This is a genomic window from Paraprevotella xylaniphila YIT 11841 (assembly GCF_000205165.1).
Lineage (GTDB): Bacteria > Bacteroidota > Bacteroidia > Bacteroidales > Bacteroidaceae > Paraprevotella > Paraprevotella xylaniphila.
Map to the genome: position 1 here is coordinate 17,942 of NZ_GL883886.1, position 19,809 is coordinate 37,750.

General features: G+C 51.3%; 16 protein-coding genes and 1 tRNA gene. 11 read left to right on the forward strand and 6 right to left on the reverse strand.

The window, feature by feature from the left end:
* Positions 1 to 924, reverse strand: a 924-nt coding sequence (locus HMPREF9442_RS15455) for a hypothetical protein (protein WP_253271117.1), incomplete at its 3' end; no start/stop codon positions are given.
* Between the two features lie 222 nt (positions 925 to 1,146).
* The gene (locus tag HMPREF9442_RS13475) at positions 1,147 to 3,144 is read right to left on the reverse strand and encodes an alpha-L-arabinofuranosidase family protein (RefSeq protein ID WP_008629648.1); all 1,998 of its coding nucleotides are present in this window, start codon (positions 3,142 to 3,144) and stop codon (positions 1,147 to 1,149) included.
* Positions 3,145 to 3,296: 152 nt separating this feature from the next.
* On the opposite strand from HMPREF9442_RS13475, the gene HMPREF9442_RS13480 reads away from it, so the two are divergent.
* The gene (locus tag HMPREF9442_RS13480) at positions 3,297 to 5,519 is read left to right on the forward strand and encodes a glycoside hydrolase family 25 protein (protein WP_008629653.1); all 2,223 of its coding nucleotides are present in this window, start codon (positions 3,297 to 3,299) and stop codon (positions 5,517 to 5,519) included.
* Positions 5,520 to 5,553: 34 nt separating this feature from the next.
* Here the strand turns inward: HMPREF9442_RS13480 and HMPREF9442_RS13485 are convergent, their stop codons facing one another.
* Entirely contained in the window at positions 5,554 to 6,990 is a 1,437-nt protein-coding gene (locus HMPREF9442_RS13485) for an alpha/beta hydrolase family protein (protein ID WP_008629655.1), read from the reverse strand.
* A 200-nt stretch (positions 6,991 to 7,190) separates the two neighbouring features.
* Between HMPREF9442_RS13485 and HMPREF9442_RS16550 the strand changes: the two genes are divergently transcribed.
* The 5 genes from HMPREF9442_RS16550 to HMPREF9442_RS13515 all read left to right on the forward strand — a co-directional run bounded on the left by HMPREF9442_RS16550 (position 7,191) and on the right by HMPREF9442_RS13515 (position 11,399).
* Positions 7,191 to 7,340: a hypothetical protein gene (locus HMPREF9442_RS16550; protein ID WP_008629656.1), complete on the forward strand. Its 150-nt coding sequence runs from the start codon at positions 7,191 to 7,193 to the stop codon at positions 7,338 to 7,340.
* A 450-nt stretch (positions 7,341 to 7,790) separates the two neighbouring features.
* Positions 7,791 to 8,372: a Crp/Fnr family transcriptional regulator gene (locus tag HMPREF9442_RS13500; RefSeq protein ID WP_008629659.1), complete on the forward strand. Its 582-nt coding sequence runs from the start codon at positions 7,791 to 7,793 to the stop codon at positions 8,370 to 8,372.
* A 77-nt stretch (positions 8,373 to 8,449) separates the two neighbouring features.
* Positions 8,450 to 9,178 carry an SDR family NAD(P)-dependent oxidoreductase gene (locus HMPREF9442_RS13505; RefSeq protein WP_008629660.1) on the forward strand — a complete coding sequence of 243 codons (729 nt, stop codon included), beginning with the start codon at positions 8,450 to 8,452 and terminating at the stop codon, positions 9,176 to 9,178.
* A gap of 128 nt (positions 9,179 to 9,306) precedes the next feature.
* Positions 9,307 to 10,395, forward strand: coding sequence for an MBL fold metallo-hydrolase (locus HMPREF9442_RS13510; RefSeq protein WP_008629662.1), 1,089 nt, complete (start codon positions 9,307 to 9,309; stop codon positions 10,393 to 10,395).
* Positions 10,380 to 11,399, forward strand: coding sequence for a DUF362 domain-containing protein (locus tag HMPREF9442_RS13515; protein WP_008629663.1), 1,020 nt, complete (start codon positions 10,380 to 10,382; stop codon positions 11,397 to 11,399). The genes HMPREF9442_RS13510 and HMPREF9442_RS13515 overlap by 16 nt, the downstream gene beginning before the upstream one ends.
* A 125-nt stretch (positions 11,400 to 11,524) precedes the next feature.
* Here the strand turns inward: HMPREF9442_RS13515 and HMPREF9442_RS13520 are convergent.
* The 3 genes from HMPREF9442_RS13520 to HMPREF9442_RS13530 all read right to left on the reverse strand — a co-directional run bounded on the left by HMPREF9442_RS13520 (position 11,525) and on the right by HMPREF9442_RS13530 (position 13,596).
* Positions 11,525 to 11,597 (reverse strand) — tRNA-Lys (locus HMPREF9442_RS13520).
* Between the two features lie 120 nt (positions 11,598 to 11,717).
* Complete coding sequence (locus tag HMPREF9442_RS13525) at positions 11,718 to 12,980, reverse strand: AI-2E family transporter (protein ID WP_008629664.1); 1,263 nt, start codon at positions 12,978 to 12,980, stop codon at positions 11,718 to 11,720.
* 13 nt (positions 12,981 to 12,993) lie between these two features.
* The gene (locus HMPREF9442_RS13530) at positions 12,994 to 13,596 is read right to left on the reverse strand and encodes a thymidine kinase (RefSeq protein WP_008629665.1); all 603 of its coding nucleotides are present in this window, start codon (positions 13,594 to 13,596) and stop codon (positions 12,994 to 12,996) included.
* A gap of 163 nt (positions 13,597 to 13,759) precedes the next feature.
* On the opposite strand from HMPREF9442_RS13530, the gene rsmI reads away from it, so the two are divergent.
* The 5 genes from rsmI to HMPREF9442_RS13555 all read left to right on the forward strand — a co-directional run bounded on the left by rsmI (position 13,760) and on the right by HMPREF9442_RS13555 (position 19,775).
* Entirely contained in the window at positions 13,760 to 14,464 is a 705-nt protein-coding gene (gene rsmI, locus HMPREF9442_RS13535) for a 16S rRNA (cytidine(1402)-2'-O)-methyltransferase (RefSeq protein WP_008629667.1), read from the forward strand.
* A gap of 13 nt (positions 14,465 to 14,477) precedes the next feature.
* Entirely contained in the window at positions 14,478 to 15,332 is an 855-nt protein-coding gene (locus HMPREF9442_RS13540; RefSeq protein ID WP_008629672.1) for a Cbp1 family collagen-binding glycoprotein adhesin, read from the forward strand.
* Positions 15,333 to 15,508: 176 nt separating this feature from the next.
* Positions 15,509 to 16,768: a GTPase HflX gene (gene hflX, locus HMPREF9442_RS13545; protein WP_008629673.1), complete on the forward strand. Its 1,260-nt coding sequence runs from the start codon at positions 15,509 to 15,511 to the stop codon at positions 16,766 to 16,768.
* Positions 16,769 to 16,909: 141 nt separating this feature from the next.
* Entirely contained in the window at positions 16,910 to 18,553 is a 1,644-nt protein-coding gene (locus tag HMPREF9442_RS13550) for a fumarate hydratase (RefSeq protein ID WP_040603179.1), read from the forward strand.
* 136 nt (positions 18,554 to 18,689) lie between these two features.
* On the forward strand, positions 18,690 to 19,775 hold the full coding sequence (locus HMPREF9442_RS13555; RefSeq protein WP_008629678.1) for a glycoside hydrolase family 43 protein: 1,086 nt from the start codon (positions 18,690 to 18,692) through the stop codon (positions 19,773 to 19,775).
* The last annotated feature ends 34 nt before the right edge of the window (positions 19,776 to 19,809 follow it).

A 19,809-nucleotide genomic window follows, 5' to 3' on the forward strand; every position in this document is an offset into this window, starting at 1 on the left:
CTGCGCCCCTTGCAACGATACCACTTGTGCGCGGAGTTCACTGACGGACTGCACCAAAAGCGGAATCATCTCCGTGTAGTTGATGCAAAGGTCTCCCTCCTGACTTTCATAGACCAGGTCCGGGTAGATCTCTTTCAGCACTTCGGCATCCAGTCCGTAATGTGTTTTCTCCAATGCCTGCACGTCTGTCACGGAACGGGGAGCTGCTGCCACGGTATCCCCCGATGCCGCAAAAGCCTGTGCCGCCTGTGGTTCGGACAGGTTGTATTGCACGGCGGTCAACTGCGAAAGTTTCTCTACCACTGACATGCTGTTCGTGGCATCGCTTTCAGCCGACAGGGGCATTACCGCCGAACGCCCCATCAAGGCGGAACGGGAAGCCGAGGGGGTCAGCACCGTACCGTAAATATTTCCTGTGGTACGGATGTCGCCCATAAAATAACCGACATAGCGACCGGGTACATTTATATCTACATTGTCTAATGTCCCGACTATGGCAGATCCTCTTTGGTTGCCTCTCAAATTACCGTGTACGGCATAATTGTAGCCACTGGTGGAATTTCCGGCTTCACCAAATACTCCCCATGCCCTACCGCGTCCCAAAGGACTGCCATATATAGAGTAGCCTTTTATCCCTATATAGAATTGCCCTCCATCTACCCAATTATTACCTTCATTGGCTATAAGCCAAGTAGAATTGTTCGTAGGGACGCCTTCACGTCTTACGTACAGGGCATGATTGTTAGAACGGATGTAAGTCTTATATCCCGTCCCTTTATTACTTGCATTTCCTCCCACGACCAACGCAGCCTCCGGTACCGCCGAGGATTGGATGCCTACATTGCCATTGGAATACATCTTGATTTGCGCCTGCAACCCGGAAAATACAAAACACACACCGATTAATGTAACTGACTTTTTCATGTTCATAAGGTGTTAAAAGGTTATACAATTAAATTTTCCGAAATTTAAGATGGTTCTATCAGGTATACAAATATTCTGTATTAAACTAAGTTAATCGGAGGAGACAAATGCAAGGTTTTCCGATATTTTTCTTATGGCGTAGGGTGAAAAGTTTGCGGGTACTTCCTTCGTGGTAAAGGAAGTACCCGCAAAAAAACGTTATAGAGGTTCGTGACCGAGGCTTTATTTCTTCACCTTGAAGATGACGAAGTTCTTGCCTTGGACGGTGGTTTTGATGACGTTGCCTTCTACGGCTGCCCATCCGTCCTGAGGAATGATGGCGTTCGGATGGTCCAATGTGTTGTCTAAGGTGTAGTCACTGCAATCCAAGGTAAGGGTTGAGGCGTTGCCTTCTATCTTCTTCAAGCCGTCGAATTTAATGTCCACGGTTTGTGCCTTATCCGTCGTGTTGATGACCTTCACGATATATTCGCCGGTGTTCTTATCGAACACGGCACTGGTGAACAAGCCGTCCTCACCTTTGGGAGTGGGAGTGGCGAGCGTGGCCGGTACGACATTCGTCCCCATGTTCTTGGCATACATCTGCTGTACGTAGTAGCTTACGGACTTCACGCTGCGGAGATTGTCGAACCAAATCAGGTCGGGACGCCATTGCCAACCTTCCACGTGGGCGAAAAGCGGGGCGTATGTGGCCATGTGCACGATGTCGGCGTTGCGTTCCAATGTGGTCATGAAGGCGGCTTCGTAAATGGAAGCACCTGCGTGGTTCCATTTCATGCGGTTGCCGTGGTCGTGGCAGGCATATTCGCCGGCGAACACTTTCGGGCCGTTACGGTCGTAGTCGTCATAGCGGTTCATGCTGTTCTTGAACCAGTCTACCGGACGGTAGAAATGTTCGTCCACAAGGTCTACTTTCTGTTTCTTCATGTCTTCCCAACCGAGGTCGAACATCTTGCCTTCCGAATCGGGACCGGACGAACCTATGATGAGGATTTCCGGATGGGCTTTGCGGACAGCCTCCACAAAGAATTTCAGGCGGTCGAAATAGAACTTGTCCCACTGTTCGTTTCCGATGCCTAAGTATTTCATGTTAAACGGTTCCGGATGTCCCATTTCCGCACGCAGCTTTCCCCATTTCGTGTCGGTCGGACCGTTGGCGAACTCGATCAGGTCGAGGGCATCGTCGATGTAAGGTTTCAGGTCATCGGCATTGCAGGCCACGTGGGCTTTCTCATTGTCCCAATTCTGGTACTGGCAAGCCATGCCCACATTCAATACGGGAAGCGGGGCCGCACCGATTTCCTCGCTCAGCAGGAAGTATTCATAGAATCCCAAACCGTAGCTTTGGAAATAGTCCGGATAGTAACGGTTGGTAAAGGTCGACTCCCAGCGGTTCTTGTTGAGCGGCCGGTTTTCCACCGGTCCTACGGTGTTTTTCCACTGGTAGCGCGTTTCCAAGTTGGAACCTTCCACGATACAGCCGCCGGGGAAACGGAACACGCCCGGACGCATGTCATACAAGGCTTGTGCCAAATCCTTGCGCATGCCGTTCTCATGTCCCATCCAAGTGTCTACGGGAAAGAGGGACACATGTTCCAAATCCACGGTGCCTGTGCCCGAACGGTGCTGTGGATTGGAAAGGAAGATACGCAGGTTGGCTTTGGCGATGGTACGGTTGGATTTCATGACCATCGTGTATTTTTTCCATTCTTTCGAGTTGATGACCAAGTCCTGGCTGACAAATTGCTGTGCGTCATCCATCGTGTTCTGGTCGATGAACTGGACCATCAGCGTCACCGGCTTGCCGTCCGGCACGCGTGCCCATACGGAAAAACGGTATTCGGCATCTTTCTTCAGGCCGATGCCGAAGAAACCTTCGTTCTGTATGCCCGTCCACATGTCGCCATGTCCGGCACATCCCAAACGCACGTAATGCGGGTTCTTGTCGAAGGGGCCGTCGTCCTGCAACGTGACGTTGCCGAACATTTTCCAACCCATGTAATGGTCGGGAGCAAATTCAAAAGAACGGTTCTTGACGAGTTCGGCATACAAGCCGCCGTCGGCTCCGAAGTTGATGTCTTCAAAGAACACGCCGTACATCGTGGGTTGTATTTCAGCCCCGATTTTCTTGGTCTGTACGGTCACGGTGTTGTCTTGTGCGTGAACCGTGTACGAAGTTGCCATGAGTGCTACACCTGCAAGCAGAGAGTTGATTTTCATGATACAATGGAACGTTAGTTAAATTAATAAATGATTTGTCGATGCGAAAATACTTATATTCTTTTAAAACCGCAACATCTTTTAAATGCTTTTTGTATTTTTGTTTTTAATTAGACAGAAAAGTGCTGAGGCTTTTTCGTGTGGGAAAATGTATGAAATGGAAATGGGATAAAAGGAGAACGGCGTGGGCGGCGACGGTAGGCATCATTTTGTGCGGATGCCTGCTTTTTTGGCCTGTTTCGGAAAAGGCATGCCGGGATGGCGTGGCAGAAGCCGTCACGGTGTCTTGGTATGAATTGGGAGTACCCGGAGGAGACACCTTGTATTTTAATGCCTTGCGCGCCGATTCCACGTTAACGGGGCTTTCTACGGAGCGTGAAACGGCAAAGTGTGAATTTCGGTCCAATGCCTTTTTCATTTCCTATTCCGGCCGTTTGCTGACGGCTGCTGATTCCGTGGCGAGACCGGAGCGGTTGAACCGTGAGGACTTGCTCCCTGCCTTGCAGAAAGAGGCACGGCTGTTGTCTGTGCGTTTGGCCGGTTTTCGTAGGATGTTGGAGGAAATGGAGTATTACGGCCGTACGCATTCGGTGGTGGACGAAGGATTTCATGAAGTCATGGCCCATAACGAATGGGTGAAGGCGCAGTGTGGAGAACTGGCGCGTTGCAAGCAAGCTTTGGACAGTTTGCTGGCCGCTGGGGGAGAAGATGCGTATTTGCGTGAGGAACGGACGCTGCGTATCCATGCGGGGGCAGGCCGTGCTGCGGATGGAGGGACGGTAGTTTGCCGACGGTTGGCGCAAAGGCCGGGAGGTCCGTCCGTGTGGCAGGCGGCAGGCGGTAAGTTGCCCGACGGTTGCCGTCGTTTTCGGTTGAATCCGTTTCCCTATGGTTGGTTCCATTTCCTTTCGCCGTATTATACATGGTGGGGGCATTGGGGATGGTCGGGTGCGGCGCCCCGTAGGCAAAAAAACGAGGCTTCGCCGGTGAGCATCCGGATGGAAGACGGTTGTCCGGAAATTCCTTTAGTCCAAGGAGCTGAGGGCGCCCCGGTGTTCGGCCCGTGGGGAAACCTGAACGGCATGTGGGCCGGCGGCCGCTTTTATCCGGCTGCCGGGTTGTATGCCTTGAGTTTGTCCCATTCGTCTTGGCCGGAGTGTGTATGGGAAGATTTGAAAGCCTGGGTTTCCGGTTGGCGCACGGGGGGCCGTTTTGACTTTACCGGAGAAAAAGACGTGCCGGAAACAGGGGCGGTCTACGGTACTTATGCGCGTCGGGATACGCTGTTCTACGGACAGTTGTCCGGTGGCTTCCCGGAAGGTGAGGGGGTGATGCGGTATCCCGATGGCGGGGTGTACCGTGGCGGTTGGCGTGCGGGCATCCGGAAAGGATACGGGGAGTATACCGACTCCTTGGGGCGCACGTACAGCGGATATTGGCGCGGGGATTCTTTGCGGCGCGGACGTCTTCGGGCAAAAGAGGGGATGTATGAAGGTTTCTTCAACCGACGGATGGAAGAGCATGGCGAGGGGGAGTTCATGGCATACGACGGAGGGTATTACGTGGGGAAATGGAAGGACGGGCGGCGTGACGGCTTCGGCTTTTCAGTAGCTCCTCACGAGGTGGTCAAGTGCGGGGTATGGGCGAAGGGGCGGTTCCGGGGCGAACAAATGCTGTACCATTCGGAACGGATATACGGCATCGACATTTCCAAATACCAACACAAGCACAGGCACCGGACGTACGGCATAGACTGGAGGAACCTGCGCATTACACGTCTGGGGCATACGGCAGACCGGAATGCGTTGGGGGCGGTGGACTATCCGGTCTCTTTCGTCTACATCAAATCCACGGAGGGGCTGACGGTGTTCAATCCTTATTATACGCAGGATGTGCGTGCCGCACGCCGGTATGGGTTCCCGGTCGGAGCCTATCACTTTTTTTCCACCCGTCCGGCGATGTGTCAGGCAGATTATTTCCTGAAGAAATCCCGTTTGCGGAAAGGCGACCTTCCGCCGATGCTCGACGTGGAACTGTCCGACAGGAGGATTGCGGCGATGGGAGGCCGTGACGTGCTGTTCCGTGAAATGTTGGTATGGTTGAAGGAGGTGGGCCGCCGGAGCGGCACTACACCAATTATATATGTAAGCCAGGACTTTGTCAACCGTTATATGCCGTTCGCACCGGAAGAGTTGAAAAAGTATCCCGTATGGGTGGCCCGTTACGGGGAGTACAAGCCATACGTGCATTTGCTTTACTGGCAGCTCTCGCCCGACGGTCGGGTACGCGGTATCCGGGGCGATGTGGACATCGACGTGTTCAACGGTTCGGAGGAGCAGTTCAAGAGGTATTTGCGGACGCAAACCGTGAAGTGAACGAGGGCTTTTGCCCTTACGGTCGTGGGACGTGTCAGAAAGCCGTTTGTGGGGCACCTACGGTTTTCTTGATCCATTCTGCCATGTCTTGCAGCACTTCCTGACTGAAATTCCCTTTCAGAAGCCCGTATTCCGAGGGATGCCCGGTGGGGGCTTCCATGAACAGGTGGTTCAGGCCGTGATAAATGTGCGTGACGACTTGCGGGCTTCCTTTTGCGAGCGTTTCGATGGCTTCCATGTTCTCTTCGGGCAATACTTGCAGGTCTTTTGCCCCATTGGCGGCCCATACGGGGCATTGCACCCGGCTTAAGTCATGGCTCGGGTCATATTGCACGATGCTGGCTATTTCCGGACTTATGGCCTGTTCGGTGAGCAGGCGGGCATTGCGTCGGCGGATGCTGTCCGTGAGGTTTTCCCGGTAGGTGCCTTCGTTTATGCCGAGATGCTGCCAAATGGAGACCATGAGAGGGGCACTCCTGTGGCGTATGGAATCGAGCGGGAGGGGGAGCGCCATGGTGCCGTACAGTTCCTCGTACAGGGGGCGCAGGCTGTCGCTTGCGGCGGCAGGGAGTTGCGAAAGGATGGTCTTCTCGCATTGGTGCATCATCAGGTCTTTTCCCGGAATGGCGGCTCCGGCCAATGAAAGTACGAAAGCCACGTCTTGCGGACATTGTGCGGCGATGCGGAAAGCGATGGTGCCGCCCATGCTGTGCCCGGCCAGTCCGGTCTTTTCGCGCCGGATGTCTTTCCGTCGGAGAAGATAATCCAAGGCGCATTCCGCATCCGTGGCGGCGAGTTGCAAGGTGGCATCGGCATAGCGGCCTCCCGACTTGCCGGTCCCGCGGTCGTCCATGCGGAGTACGGCGATGCCTTGCCGGGTCAGGCAGTCGGCTATCATGAGAAACGGTTTGTACTTCCATGCCTCTTCATTCCGGTCTTGCGGCCCGCTGCCGGAAATAAGGAGCACGGCAGGGAATGGCCCTTCCCCTTCGGGCAAGGTCAGTGAGCCGGACAATTTTATGCCGTCTTTCGTGGTGACGGTTACCTCTTCTTCCCGGTAGGGGAAGGGTGGTTTGGGGGTGCCGGGCCTTTCCGGTTCAGACGATGCACCGGCTTTCCGGGCCGTGCGTACCAAGTTCAGCGGAAGGGACTGCCCGGCTTGCGTCACCGTCCCCTCTATCAGGGAGTCGCCGCGTACTTTGCCCACGTAGCAGAACTGTATTTGCGGAATCTTCAGGGTCAATTCTCCGTCGGAAAGGCATTCAGACGACTGTACGGGGAAACCGAAAACTCCTTGTGCAGGACTGTCCATGGTGGTTACCGGTTGGCCGTTCTGCTCTCCGAAGTGGAACACGATAGGCATTGTCGTTTGCCCTATTTGTATCGAGCCTTTGAAGTCCCCTTGTGGGGCTTGTGCATATAATCCTATGGCCGTCCCATACAAAAAACATCCCAATATCATCTTTTTCATGGCGAAATGGTTTTAAAATCAATGTTCAAAATTAAGGTATTGGGAAAATATATGCAATCCGGCCGCGTTAAAAAATCCTTTTCAGAATAAGGGCTTTCCAGTAGGCTACCCTGCATGTTGAGGTTGGTCTTATGCGGCATGTCCTGCGGTTTCCCGTTGGTCGTGTGGATTTGTGCTTTTTGGATAAATGAAAGGGAAATATGGGAATGGGTGACGAAAGGAAAGTAAAATGGCAAATTTTAGAAGAACGGGAGCGTATGGAAAAGTGCTTTCAGGAAGGATTTCAGTCCGATTTATACACGCTTTTTAAGGTTTCAGGTTCGTTTTTTACTTTCCTGAAGCAAAATTAAGAATCAATTTCAGTCGATTCATTTTTCATTCGGCTGAAAAAACACTTTTTTTCTCCGCAGGACTTTCCGGAAAACTACGCATGACGGCGTACGGACGGGGTGAAAGCGACATACAAACATGTGCAGGATACCCTTTTGGATGCTGATTGGTGGCTTTCGGAGGACAAAAAAGGGGAAGCAGGATGTCATGGAAATACCCTGTCTCGTTGACGAGTGTCTTTTGCCTGTGCGCACGGATTGGCATCCGGACGGACAAAAAGTAAGCGGAAGGAGGCAAACGGTCGGCGTTGTGCATTCTTCCCGTTCCGCGAGAATCGCGTTTTCCCGCTCGTGCCTTCCTTTGTGTCCGAATGGTGCAATCCTGCACCGGCTAGTTTGACAATTTGACAATTTGATAGATTGGGGTGGGATAAATGTGCGGGCATGCACGGAAAATATTAATTTTGCGGCATGGATGCGATAAATGATTATTATATGGAAGAGCTGGACCTCTCGGCCATGAAACGGTTCTTTTTGGAACAAGGGGAGCGGCGGATATTGGAAAAGCAGGATTATTTTGTGCGGCAAGGCGAACGGTCGGGGCGTGTGGCCTATGTGGAAGACGGCATGTTCCGTTTCGTGCGGACGGACACGAAAGGTGGGGAGCATATCGTCGGGTATAGCTTCTGCGACAGTTTCGTGGCCGAATACACCTCGTGCCTTTGTGGCCGTCCGGCGTTGGCAGACGTGCAGGCTATCGTGAGAAGCACGCTTTACGTCTTGCCTTACGAAAAGCTGAGGCGTTACTGGGAAATGTCTCCTGAACATCAGCGTTTGGGGCGCATCGTGGCCGAGCAACTGTTCGTCATGACCTACCGCCGTTTGATGGACAGTTATTGTTGTACGCCCGAAGAGCGTTATATGGACTTGATGAGGCGTTATCCCGAACTGAAAGAACAGCGTCCGCTGAAAGAAATCGCTTCGTTTATCGGGGTGACGCCCGAAACGGTGAGTGCCATCCGGAAAAAATTGTTGAAGTCCGGAATTTCTTGAAATACTTCAAGGAAAATCCGGCGGCTCCCTTTTAACTTTGCCCGAAAATCGAAAGTGGAAATAAAATGTAAACGACCATGAAGAGAATTTTGATTGTGGGAGCCACGTCCGGTATCGGTGAGGGATTGGCTCGTTTGTATGCGGAACGCGGAGAAGTGAAAATAGGAGTGATGGGGCGCCGGTCGGAGCGTTTGAAAGACTTGTGTGCGTCGCGTCCGGCTGTGTTTGAAGCGGAGGTGTGTGATGTGACGGACACGGAGGCACTGCCGGCGGCATTGGAGCGTTTGGCGTCCCGCTTGGGAGGAGTGGACGTTCTGGTGCTTTCTTCCGGGACGGGCGACTTGAATCCGAATCTGGATTACGCCGTGGAGCGTCGTACGTTGGATACGAACGTGACGGGATGGACTTGCGTGGCGGACTGGGCCATACGGTGTTTTGAAAACCGGGGACAGGGGCATCTGGCGGCTGTCACCTCGGTGGGCGGCTTGCGAGGCAGCGGGGCGGCACCGGCCTATAATGCCACGAAATCTTTCCAGATGAATTATTTGGAGGGGGTGCGCCAACGTGTGACCGCACGGCGGCTGCCGATAGGGGTGACAGACATCCGTCCCGGTTTTGTGGATACGGACATGGCCAAGGGTGAGGGGCTGTTTTGGGTCGCTCCGGTGGACAAGGCTTGCCGGCAAATCGCACGAGGTATCGACCGGCGGCGTAAAGTCGTATATGTTACCCGGCGCTGGAGGTTGGCTGCTTGGGTGTATCGTCATATACCGGGGTGGCTGTATGTCAGGATGATGAAAGGATGAGGGCCAGAATCCGCATTCGGGAGGACGGGAAGTAATTCCGGTTGTAAATCAAGTAAAAAAGGTATAGGATATTTCCGGGCGAACGCTTATCTTTGTCAGGACATTAGGAGAAAAAGTTAAAAAAAGACATGTATCGGAAGAAAATGGTAAAGATATTGTTCGTCATATTGTGTGTCATGGCCGTGGCGGTTGTGGCTGTGATCCTTTTCTTTCAGACGCCGCCGTTCGGGCGTTTGCCGCGTGGCGAACGGTTGGAACGTATCAGGCGGTCGCCGAACTTCAGGGACGGGGAGTTCCGTAACCAGGAACCTACCTCCCTGATGACTTCGGAAAAGGGACGGTGGGAAGCCATGTTGGATTTCGTTTTCAAAAAGTCGCCGGAAGGATTGCGGCCGGAACATCCGGTTCCGTCGGTAAAGACGGATTTGCGTGCACTCGACCCGGATAGGGAGCTTTTGGTATGGTTCGGGCATTCTTCCTATTTGTTTCAACTGGGCGGCAAGCGTATTTTGGTGGACCCCGTGTTTTGCGGTGCCGCTCCGGTATCTTTCCTGAATAAGCCTTTTCCGGGGACGGATATCTATAGTCCGGAAGATATGCCGGACATAGACTATCTGGTGATTACGCATGACCATTGGGACCATTTGGATTATGGGACGGTGACGCAGTTGAAGGGGCGCGTCCGTAAGGTGGTGTGCCCTTTGGGCGTAGGCGAACATTTTGAGTACTGGGGTTATGAACCGGAACGGTTGGTGGAGTTGGATTGGAACGAGACGGCGGTGCCGGACAGCGGTTTTACGGTGCATTGCTTGCCCGCCCGCCATTTCTCCGGCCGTGGCTTGCGGTCTAACCGTACCTTGTGGGCGTCTTTTTTGGTAGAAGTGGCGGGGCGTAAGGTGTACATCGGTGGGGACGGCGGTTACGGAGCGCATTATGCCGGCATCGGGGAACGTTTCCCGGGGATAGATCTGGCCGTGTTGGAGAACGGGCAGTACAACGTAGACTGGCGTTATATCCACACGTTGCCCAAATACCTGCATGCGGAAGCCGAAGCCTTGGGGGCCAAACGGGTGCTCACGGTGCATCATTCCAAATACGCGTTGGCACGCCACCGTTGGGACGAACCGTTGGAGAACGCCCGTAAGTTGGCTGAGGACAGCTCGCTGGAAGTCTTGTGTCCGATGATTGGAGAAGTGGTGGAATGGAGTGTAAAATGAGTTTTTTAAAATATAGGGTCATGAAACGTTTGTTTTTATTCGCGGTTTGCGCGTGGGCAGGTCTTTCCCTGTGGACTTCCGGTGTGAAGGGACAGGGAACTGCTTGTGAGACACGGTCGGAAAAAGTACCGGCCAAAGTGTATATGATAAAAGAAATCAGTCCGGAGAGTCTGATGAAAGTGTATGAAGCGCTCGGGCGGAAGGCTACCGGAAAAGTGGCGGTGAAGCTTTCCACCGGCGAACCCGGAAATAACAATTACCTCGATCCGGCATTGATAAAAGGGTTGGTGCAGAAGGTGGACGGCACTATCGTGGAGTGCAATACGGCCTACGGTGGCGGACGTTCCGATACGGAAAAGCATCTGAAAGCGGCCAAAGACCACGGCTTTACGGCCATAGCCCCGGTAGTCATCATGGATGCGGACGGAGAAGTTTCGTTGCCTGTGAAAGGGGGAAAGCATTTGAAAGAAGATTTTGTGGGAAAGGCGTATCCGGAATATGACTTTACCGTAGTGTTGTCCCATTTCAAGGGTCACCCGATGGGTGGTTTCGGTGGGGCTATCAAGAATATCTCCATCGGTATCGCTTCTTCTTCGGGAAAGGCTTACATTCATTCTGCCGGAAAAACGAAGAGCGTGAAAGAAGTGTGGGGCAAATTGCCTCCGCAGGACGATTTCTTAGAGTCGATGGCCGAAGCGGCCAAAGCTGTGGCTGACCATTGCGGAGACCGCATCCTGTACATCAGCGTGGCCAACAAACTTTCGGTGGATTGCGATTGCGTGGCTACACCTGAAGACCCGAAGATGGGGGACATCGGAATCCTGGCTTCGCTTGACCCCGTGGCGCTCGACCGGGCTTGTGTGGACCAGGTACGTGCTTCGGAAGACCATGGAAAGATACACCTGATTGAACGCATCGACTCCCGGCACGGCATGCATACGTTGGACTATGCCGAGCAAATCGGGTTGGGCAGTCAGCAATATGAGTTGGTGGAGTTGAAATAGTTTTAGGAGGGATTCCGGAATCGCAGGAGAACGCGATTCCGGAGCATTTATTAATATGAATTTGTCTTTATTGTCTAAACATGAAAAAAGCGATTATCCGAATTAGATAACCGCTTTATTTTCAGTGATTCGTTTGGGGCTCGAACCCAAGACCCCAACATTAAAAGTGTTGTGCTCTACCTGCTGAGCTAACGAATCAACCTCTATAGCGCATCATTCCTGATTGCGAGTGCAAAGGTACGGCTTTTTCTGAGAATAGCAAAAGATTTTCCCGTTTTTTTTCGTAATGGGGGCTTTTTTTCGTGGAGATGATGTCTTTTAATCCTTTTCACCCTCCACGGAAGAGCCTTTACCGCTTTCAGAAGCATGAATGTGTTCTTCTTTTGGCGTGGACTCACCGTTGTGATTAGGTGTTGTGGTGTTGTGGGGGAAAGTATCGGAGGATTCGCTTGAAAAGGCCTGGGAAGATGAAGGGCGTTTGCATCGCCTTTCTTCGGCCAGTATGACTTTGCGTTCGTCCCGCTCTATGAAGCGACGGTAATAGGAAAGCAGGAGGGTCGTCAGGGGAAGTGCGATGATGAGGCCGATTAAACCTAATAAATATCCCCACACGGATAGCGACAACAGGATGACGGCCGGATTCAATCCCATGAGCTTGCCCATGATTTTAGGGACGAGAAACGCATCCTGTATGCTTTGTACGACGATAAAGACGATACAAGCCGAAAGTAAAATCAGCCAGAAACTTTCCCCGGTGTCGTTGGCTTTTAATAAAGCGAGCAGGAGAGTCGGGATAAAGCCTATGGCCTGCATGTAGGGGACGAGATTCAAAAAGCCGATGAACATTCCCAAGCCTATGGCTAAAGGAAAGTCGATGATGAGAAACCCGATGCTGAACAAGATTCCTACTAAAAAAGCGACAAGGGCTTGACCACGAAAGTATGAATTCATCCCGTGTTGTACATCATCTACCAATTCCGCTGCAAAACGCCTGCTGCGTTTGGGGACTAACTTAATCCAACCTTCAGATAATTTCTCGTAGTCTAACAAGATGAAAAAAAGATAGAGGAGCACCATGCAAAAACCGAGTATTGCAATGATGAAATCGAATGTTTGCGAAACCAGACTCCATAGCTGGTTGATAGCTACTTTCAACGCTTCCATTACGTTATTCTCATGCAGTAACCGTATGAAAGCATTTTGATCGATATTCTGTTGGAAGAAGATTTCGATACTGCGGGTTATGGTGGAATTTCCTGTTTCTTTGATGAAGTCGGCTATTAAATCGCGGAATCTCACGAATTCTGCAATGGCCGGTGGGATGATGAGCCAAAAAAAGCCGGCTATGGCTGCCAATATTAGTAATAAGGTAATGGCGATACACAAGATTCGGTTGTGGAGATGAAGTTTGTATTGGAAGAACTTCACCGTAGGATAAATCATATATGCCAGGAACCAGGCTATAAAAAAAGGAAGTAATACTGTGCTAAGCAGATTGAGGACATATATGGATAGTCCCAGTCCGGCTACGACCATCAATCCCCGGATAAACCGGTCGAACGTTATTTCTTTTTCAAACATGATGAGGCAGGAATTAGGCTTGATGTTTTAGGTTATCTTTTTCTATCGCTTTTTGGTAACAGGCACGGCAGAGGGGCTCGTATGCTGTCTGTTCCCCTAAAAGCACTCGTTTCTCGTTGTCGACGGTACGATGGGACACGTAGGCCAACGCTCCGCAACGTACGCAAATGGCATGCACCTTGGTCACTTCGTCCGCCACGGCGCACAATCCCGGCATGGGGCCGAAAGGTATTCCTTTGAAATCCAAGTCCAGTCCGGCCACGATTACGCGTGTGCCGCGATTGGCCAATTCGTTGCATACGTCAATCAGGTTCTCGTCAAAGAATTGTGCTTCGTCTATGCCCACTACGTCCGTGTCCGAACCGAGCAGCAGGATGCTGGCAGAAGAATCTACGGGCGTGGAGGGGATGGAGTTCCCTTCGTGCGACACCACGTCTTGTTCGGCATAGCGCGTGTCGATGGACGGTTTGAATATTTCTACGCTTTGGCGGGCGAACTCGGCCCGTTTCAATCTTCGGATCAGTTCTTCGGTCTTGCCGGAGAACATGGAACCGCAGATGACTTCAATCCGTCCTCTGCGCATCATTTCCCCGTTTCGTTCGGTTATCGGACTCATGTGCGGATATTGTTTGTGATATAATTCTCTGCAAAAATAAGAATTAAGGGTGGATAATAGGATAAAAAAAGAGGCAAATTCGCAAACATCTGTTAAATATTGGCGTGTGTAGCGTAGTGGATAATGTTTTATTCTTACTTTTGTCCATATTGACAGTAGACTGATGGGAATCTTATATTTGGTACCTACTCCGGTGGGGAACTTGGAAGATATTACATATCGTGCTTTGCGCATATTGAAGGAAGCCGATTTGATACTGGCGGAGGACACGCGTACGACGGGTATTCTGCTGAAGCATTTTGAGATAAAGAATGCAATGTTGTCTTATCATAAGTTTAATGAGCATCAGGCGGTTTGCAGTGTGGTCAGTCGTTTAAATGCCGGAGAAACGGTAGCGGTCGTGTCCGATGCCGGCACTCCGGGTATTTCCGATCCCGGTTTTTTGGTGGCGCGTGAAGCCGTAAAGGCCGGTGTGGAGGTGGTTTGCCTGCCGGGCGCCACGGCTTTTGTACCGGCCTTGGTCGCTTCGGGGCTTCCTTGCGACCGTTTTTGCTTTGAAGGTTTTCTTCCGGTCAAGAAAGGCCGGGCAACCCGTTTGGCGGCCTTGTCTTCAGAATCCAGGACTCTTGTTTTTTATGAATCTCCTCATCGTTTGGTCAAGACGTTGACACAGTTCGTTGAGACTTTCGGGCCGGAACGCCAAGTTGCCGTGTGCCGTGAGATTTCCAAGGTGCATGAGGAAAGCGTGCGGGGAACCTTGGAAGAGGTGTTGGCCCATTTCACAGAAACGGAACCGCGCGGAGAGTTCGTCATCGTGTTGGCCGGATGCGAAGAGAAAGAGAGTAAGAAAAAGAATACGAACGAATAAAAAATAGAAACGTATGAAAAAGATTTTTTTATGTGTGATGTGTGCAGCGGCTTTGACCGCATGTAACAACGGGGCGAATAAGAAAGACCAGGCTTTTGCCGAGGAACGGGATTCGCTGATGCAAGTCATCAACGACAAAGATACCGAGTTGAATGAAATCATGGGGACGGTGAACGAGATTCAAGAGGGCTTCCGGCGCATTAATGAGGCGGAGGGACGCATCACCGTGAACGATGGAAATATGGAATCGGAAACTTCCAAACAAGCCATTCGTGAGAACATGCAGTACATTCAGGATGCCATGGCTCAAAACCGGGATAAAATCAGCCAGTTGAAAGAGAAGCTCCGTACGAGTAGCATCGGGGGAGATAAACTGAAAAAGATGGTGGATGACTTGTCAGCCCAACTTGAAGCCCAGAAGCAAAGGGTGCAGGAGTTAGAGGCACAATTGGCTGAAAAAGATATCGTGATTGCCCAACAGGGTGAAGCTATCACGAATTTGAACGAGAACGTGAATACGTTGACGGAAGAAAACAAGGCTAAGAGCCAGACTGTTGCCGATCAGGACAAGCAGATTCACACGGCGTGGTACGTGTTTGGTACGAAGTCGGAATTGAAAGAACAGAAAATCTTGCAGAAAGGCGATGTCTTGAAAGGTGATGACTTCAATAAGGATTATTTCACGAAAGTGGATATCCGTTACGACAAGGAAATCAAGTTGTATTCCAAGAGTGCCAAGTTGCTGACCAACCATCCGGCCGGTTCTTATAAGTTGGAGAAAGACAACAAGGGGCAATATGTGTTGCATATTACCGCGCCCGAAACGTTCTGGAGCGTAAGTAAGTATCTGGTCATCCAAGTAAAATAAGGCCGTTTTTTCTGCTAGGAAGGAATGGCCTGTGCAGGACACATTTTAGGTTTAAATGAATGGAAAAGAGGTTGCGTTTGCGCAGCCTCTTTTGCTTTTTTAAATTCCTTCCCTTTCTATTTGTTTTCCAACGGGGTTTTATGTATTTTTGTTGCCGAATAAAGAAAGTTTTTTGAATGAAAGAATTTGTGATTTCCGACGCACAGGCCGAAACGGCGGTCCTGGTCGGTTTGATTACGCAAACGCAGAACGAACGCAAGACGAACGAATATTTGGATGAACTGGAGTTTCTGGCCCATACGGCCGGTGCCGTGACGGTGAAGCGGTTCACGCAGAAGGTGAACGGCCCTAACTCCGTGACGTATGTGGGCAAGGGGAAGTTGGAAGAAATCCGTACATACATAGAGGCGGAAGAAGAGGCTGAGCGTGAAATCGGTATGGTGATTTTCGACGACGAGCTCTCAGCCAAACAATTACGAAATATCGAAAAGGAACTGAAAGTCAAGATTCTCGACCGTACGTCGTTGATTCTCGATATTTTCGCCATGCGCGCCCAAACGGCGAATGCCAAGACGCAAGTGGAGCTAGCCCAGTACCGTTACATGTTGCCCCGTCTGCAACGTTTGTGGACGCACTTGGAGCGTCAGGGAGGCGGTTCCGGCTCCGGAGGCGGAAAGGGTTCCGTGGGATTGCGCGGCCCGGGCGAGACGCAGTTGGAAATGGACCGCCGTATCATCTTGAACCGGATGTCGCTTCTGAAGCAACGTCTGGCCGAAATCGACCGCCAAAAGACGACACAGCGGAGCAATCGCGGACGTATGATCCGGGTGGCTTTGGTGGGCTACACTAACGTGGGGAAAAGCACGCTGATGAACCTGCTTTCGAAGAGTGACGTGTTTGCCGAAAACAAGCTGTTTGCTACGCTGGACACGACGGTGCGTAAGGTCATTATTGACAATCTGCCCTTCCTGCTGTCTGATACGGTCGGTTTTATCCGTAAATTGCCGACCGACTTGGTGGATTCTTTCAAAAGCACGTTGGACGAGGTGCGCGAGGCCGACTTGCTGTTGCATGTGGTAGACATCGCCCATCCCGACTTCGAGGACCAGATTCAGGTGGTGGAGAAGACGTTGGGCGACTTGGGCTGCAGTGACAAACCGTGTATGATTGTGTTCAATAAGATAGACGCTTACAGTTGGGTGGAGAAGGATGAAGACGATTTGACACCGGCCACAAAGGAAAACGTGTCGTTGGACGACCTGATGAAGACATGGATGGCTCGCCGTAACGACAACTGTATTTTCATTTCAGCCCGTGAGAAGACCAACTTGGAGGATTTGAAGAGAGTGTTGTACGACAAGGTGCGCGAGCTTCACGTGCAGAAGTACCCTTATAATGATTTTCTCTTTGAGAAATATGACGAAGAAGGGGAATAGGGTCGGGGAAACAACAGCCTTTCGGGCGAAATAGGTAGCATCTCGGCAAAATATTCCAGTTGATTTTGGCATTTTGCTCCCGATTTGCACTATCTTTGTTCCACGAAACAGAAAATGTCTCAATTTAAAACAAAAACGATTATGGCAAATGCACCTGAGTTCAAGTACGCTCCGATGTTCCAGATGGGCAAGGACGATACTGAATATTATTTGCTGACCAAAGACTATGTGTCGGTCGGCGAGTTTGAAGGGTACCCCGTGTTGAAGGTGGCTCCCGAGGGATTGACGGCGATGGCAAACGCGGCGTTCCGCGATGTGTCGTTCATGTTGCGCCGTTCCCATAATGAACAAGTGGCGAAGATATTGCACGACCCTGAAGCCAGTGACAATGACAAATACGTGGCTTTGACGTTCCTTCGCAATGCGGAAGTGGCATGCAAGGGCGTTCTTCCGTTCTGTCAGGATACGGGCACAGCCATCATCCACGGCGAAAAAGGCCAACAAGTGTGGACCGGTTATTGCGACGAAGAGGCTTTGTCGAAAGGTGTCTATAAGACTTATACCGAAGAAAACCTGCGTTACAGCCAGAATGCCCCGTTGAGCATGTACGAAGAGGTGAACACCAAGTGCAACCTTCCGGCACAAATCGACATCGAAGCCACCGAAGGTATGGAGTACCGTTTCTTGTGTGTGACCAAAGGCGGAGGGTCTGCCAATAAGACTTATTTGTATCAGGAGACGAAAGCCATCCTCAACCCGGCCACCTTGGTGCCGTTCATGATTGAGAAGATGAAGAGCCTCGGTACGGCTGCGTGTCCTCCCTATCATATCGCATTCGTTATCGGCGGCACGTCGGCTGAAAAGAACCTGCTGACCGTGAAGTTGGCTTCTACTCATTATTATGACAACCTGCCGACCACGGGTGATGCTACGGGACGAGCATTCCGCGACGTGGAACTCGAAAAGCAAGTTTTGGAAGAGGCGTATAAGATTGGTCTCGGTGCACAGTTCGGCGGCAAGTACCTCGCACACGATGTGCGCATCATCCGTTTGCCACGCCACGGTGCGTCTTGTCCGGTAGGTCTGGGCGTGTCTTGCTCGGCCGACCGTAATATCAAATGTAAAATTAACAAGGACGGTATCTGGATTGAAAAACTCGACAGCAATCCGGGCGAACTGATTCCCGAAGAGTTGCGTCAGGCGGGCGAGGGCGATGTGGTACGCGTGGATTTGAACCGTCCGATGAAAGAGATTCTGGCACAGTTGGACCAATATCCGGTGGCTACCCGTTTGTCTTTGAACGGTACGATTATCGTAGGCCGTGATATTGCCCATGCCAAACTGAAAGAACGCCTCGACCGTGGCGAAGACTTGCCGCAATACATCAAGGATCATCCTATATATTATGCCGGTCCTGCCAAGACTCCGGCGGGCATGGCTTGTGGTTCCATGGGGCCGACTACGGCCAACCGTATGGATCCGTATGTAGACCTGTTCCAGAGCCACGGCGGTTCCATGATTATGTTGGCTAAGGGAAACCGCAGTCAGGTAGTGACCGATGCGTGCAAGAAGCACGGCGGCTTCTACCTCGGTTCTATAGGCGGTCCGGCAGCCATCCTTGCGCAGAACAACATCAAGAGCATCGAGTGCGTGGAATACCCCGAGTTGGGGATGGAAGCCATCTGGAAAATAGAAGTGGAAGACTTCCCGGCATTTATCCTGGTGGACAACAAAGGCAACGATTTCTTCAAGCAAATCAAACCTTGGAACGTATGTAAGAAATAGTCTTTCATACAGATAAAAGAATAACGGTGGGTTAATATTCAAATTTTATCATGGTAGTTTTTACACCGTTATGTGCCGCTGTGGAGAAGTGATTCTGTGCAGCGGCTTTTTTTATGGTCAAAAAACAGAAAGAAACATGAGAAATAAATGGTGGATAGGGGCTTGTGCAGCGTGGATGGCATGCGCCCCGCTTGCGGCACAGAATCTTCAAAAGGGAGATTACGGTTATTTATACTGTCACATGAGCGGACGTGGAGAATGGACGGCATACGCCTTGAGCCGGGACGGCTTGCATTACGAAGACCTGTTGGGAGGAGGACCCGTGTACGACGTAGAGAAGCTTTCCCCGATAGAGGGAGGGGCGCGCGATGCTTATATTTGCAGGACGTACGACGGCAAGGGGTACGTGATGGTGACGACGGACATGAGCAACCGCAAGAGCCGTTCCTGGTTCAACCATGGGATAGACTTGCTTCGCAGTGACGATTTGATACACTGGGAATCCGTGGCTTTCGATTTCCGTAAGGGACCTTCCGTCTTTTCCGATCCGGATTCTCCTGATGTGTATCGTGACTATGTCGGGATAAAGCGGGTTTGGGCTCCGCAGATTTTTTGGGATCCTGCATACGTGTGGCCGGACGGGAAGAAAGGCGGATATATGATTTACTATTCTTTGTGGAATCCGGAGGAAGAAAAGTATGACCGGATGTATTATTCTTATGCCGACCATTCTTTTACGACGCTGACCAAACCTCGCTTGATGTTCGACTGGGGATATGCTACGATTGACGCGGACATTAATTATGTCCCGGCCGATGGCAAGTATCACATGTTGATTAAAAAGGAAGGCGGTACGCCGGGTATTTTTGCAGCCACGGCTGACAAGCTGACAGGGCCTTACCGGATTAAGAGCGAAACGGACTATGTACGTTTTGAGGGCAACCGGAAATGCGAAGGATGTTCGGCTTTCCAACTGATAGGCGACAGTACTTGGCGGGTGGCGTATATCCAGTATTCCACGAAACCCCGGCAATACCGTATCTGTCAGGCAGATGAACGTATGCAGAATTTTCATTCCCCTGTCACCATAGAAGGAGTGGAGGCACCGCAGCACGGTTCTTTCATGAGGTTGACCAAAAAGGAATACAAACGCCTGAAGAGATGGTCTGCTCGCGAGATGAAGCGGCGGGCGAGAGATGATAAGGGGGCAGAAATAAACTGATGGATAAAAACGGGGAATATGCACATAAAAGGGC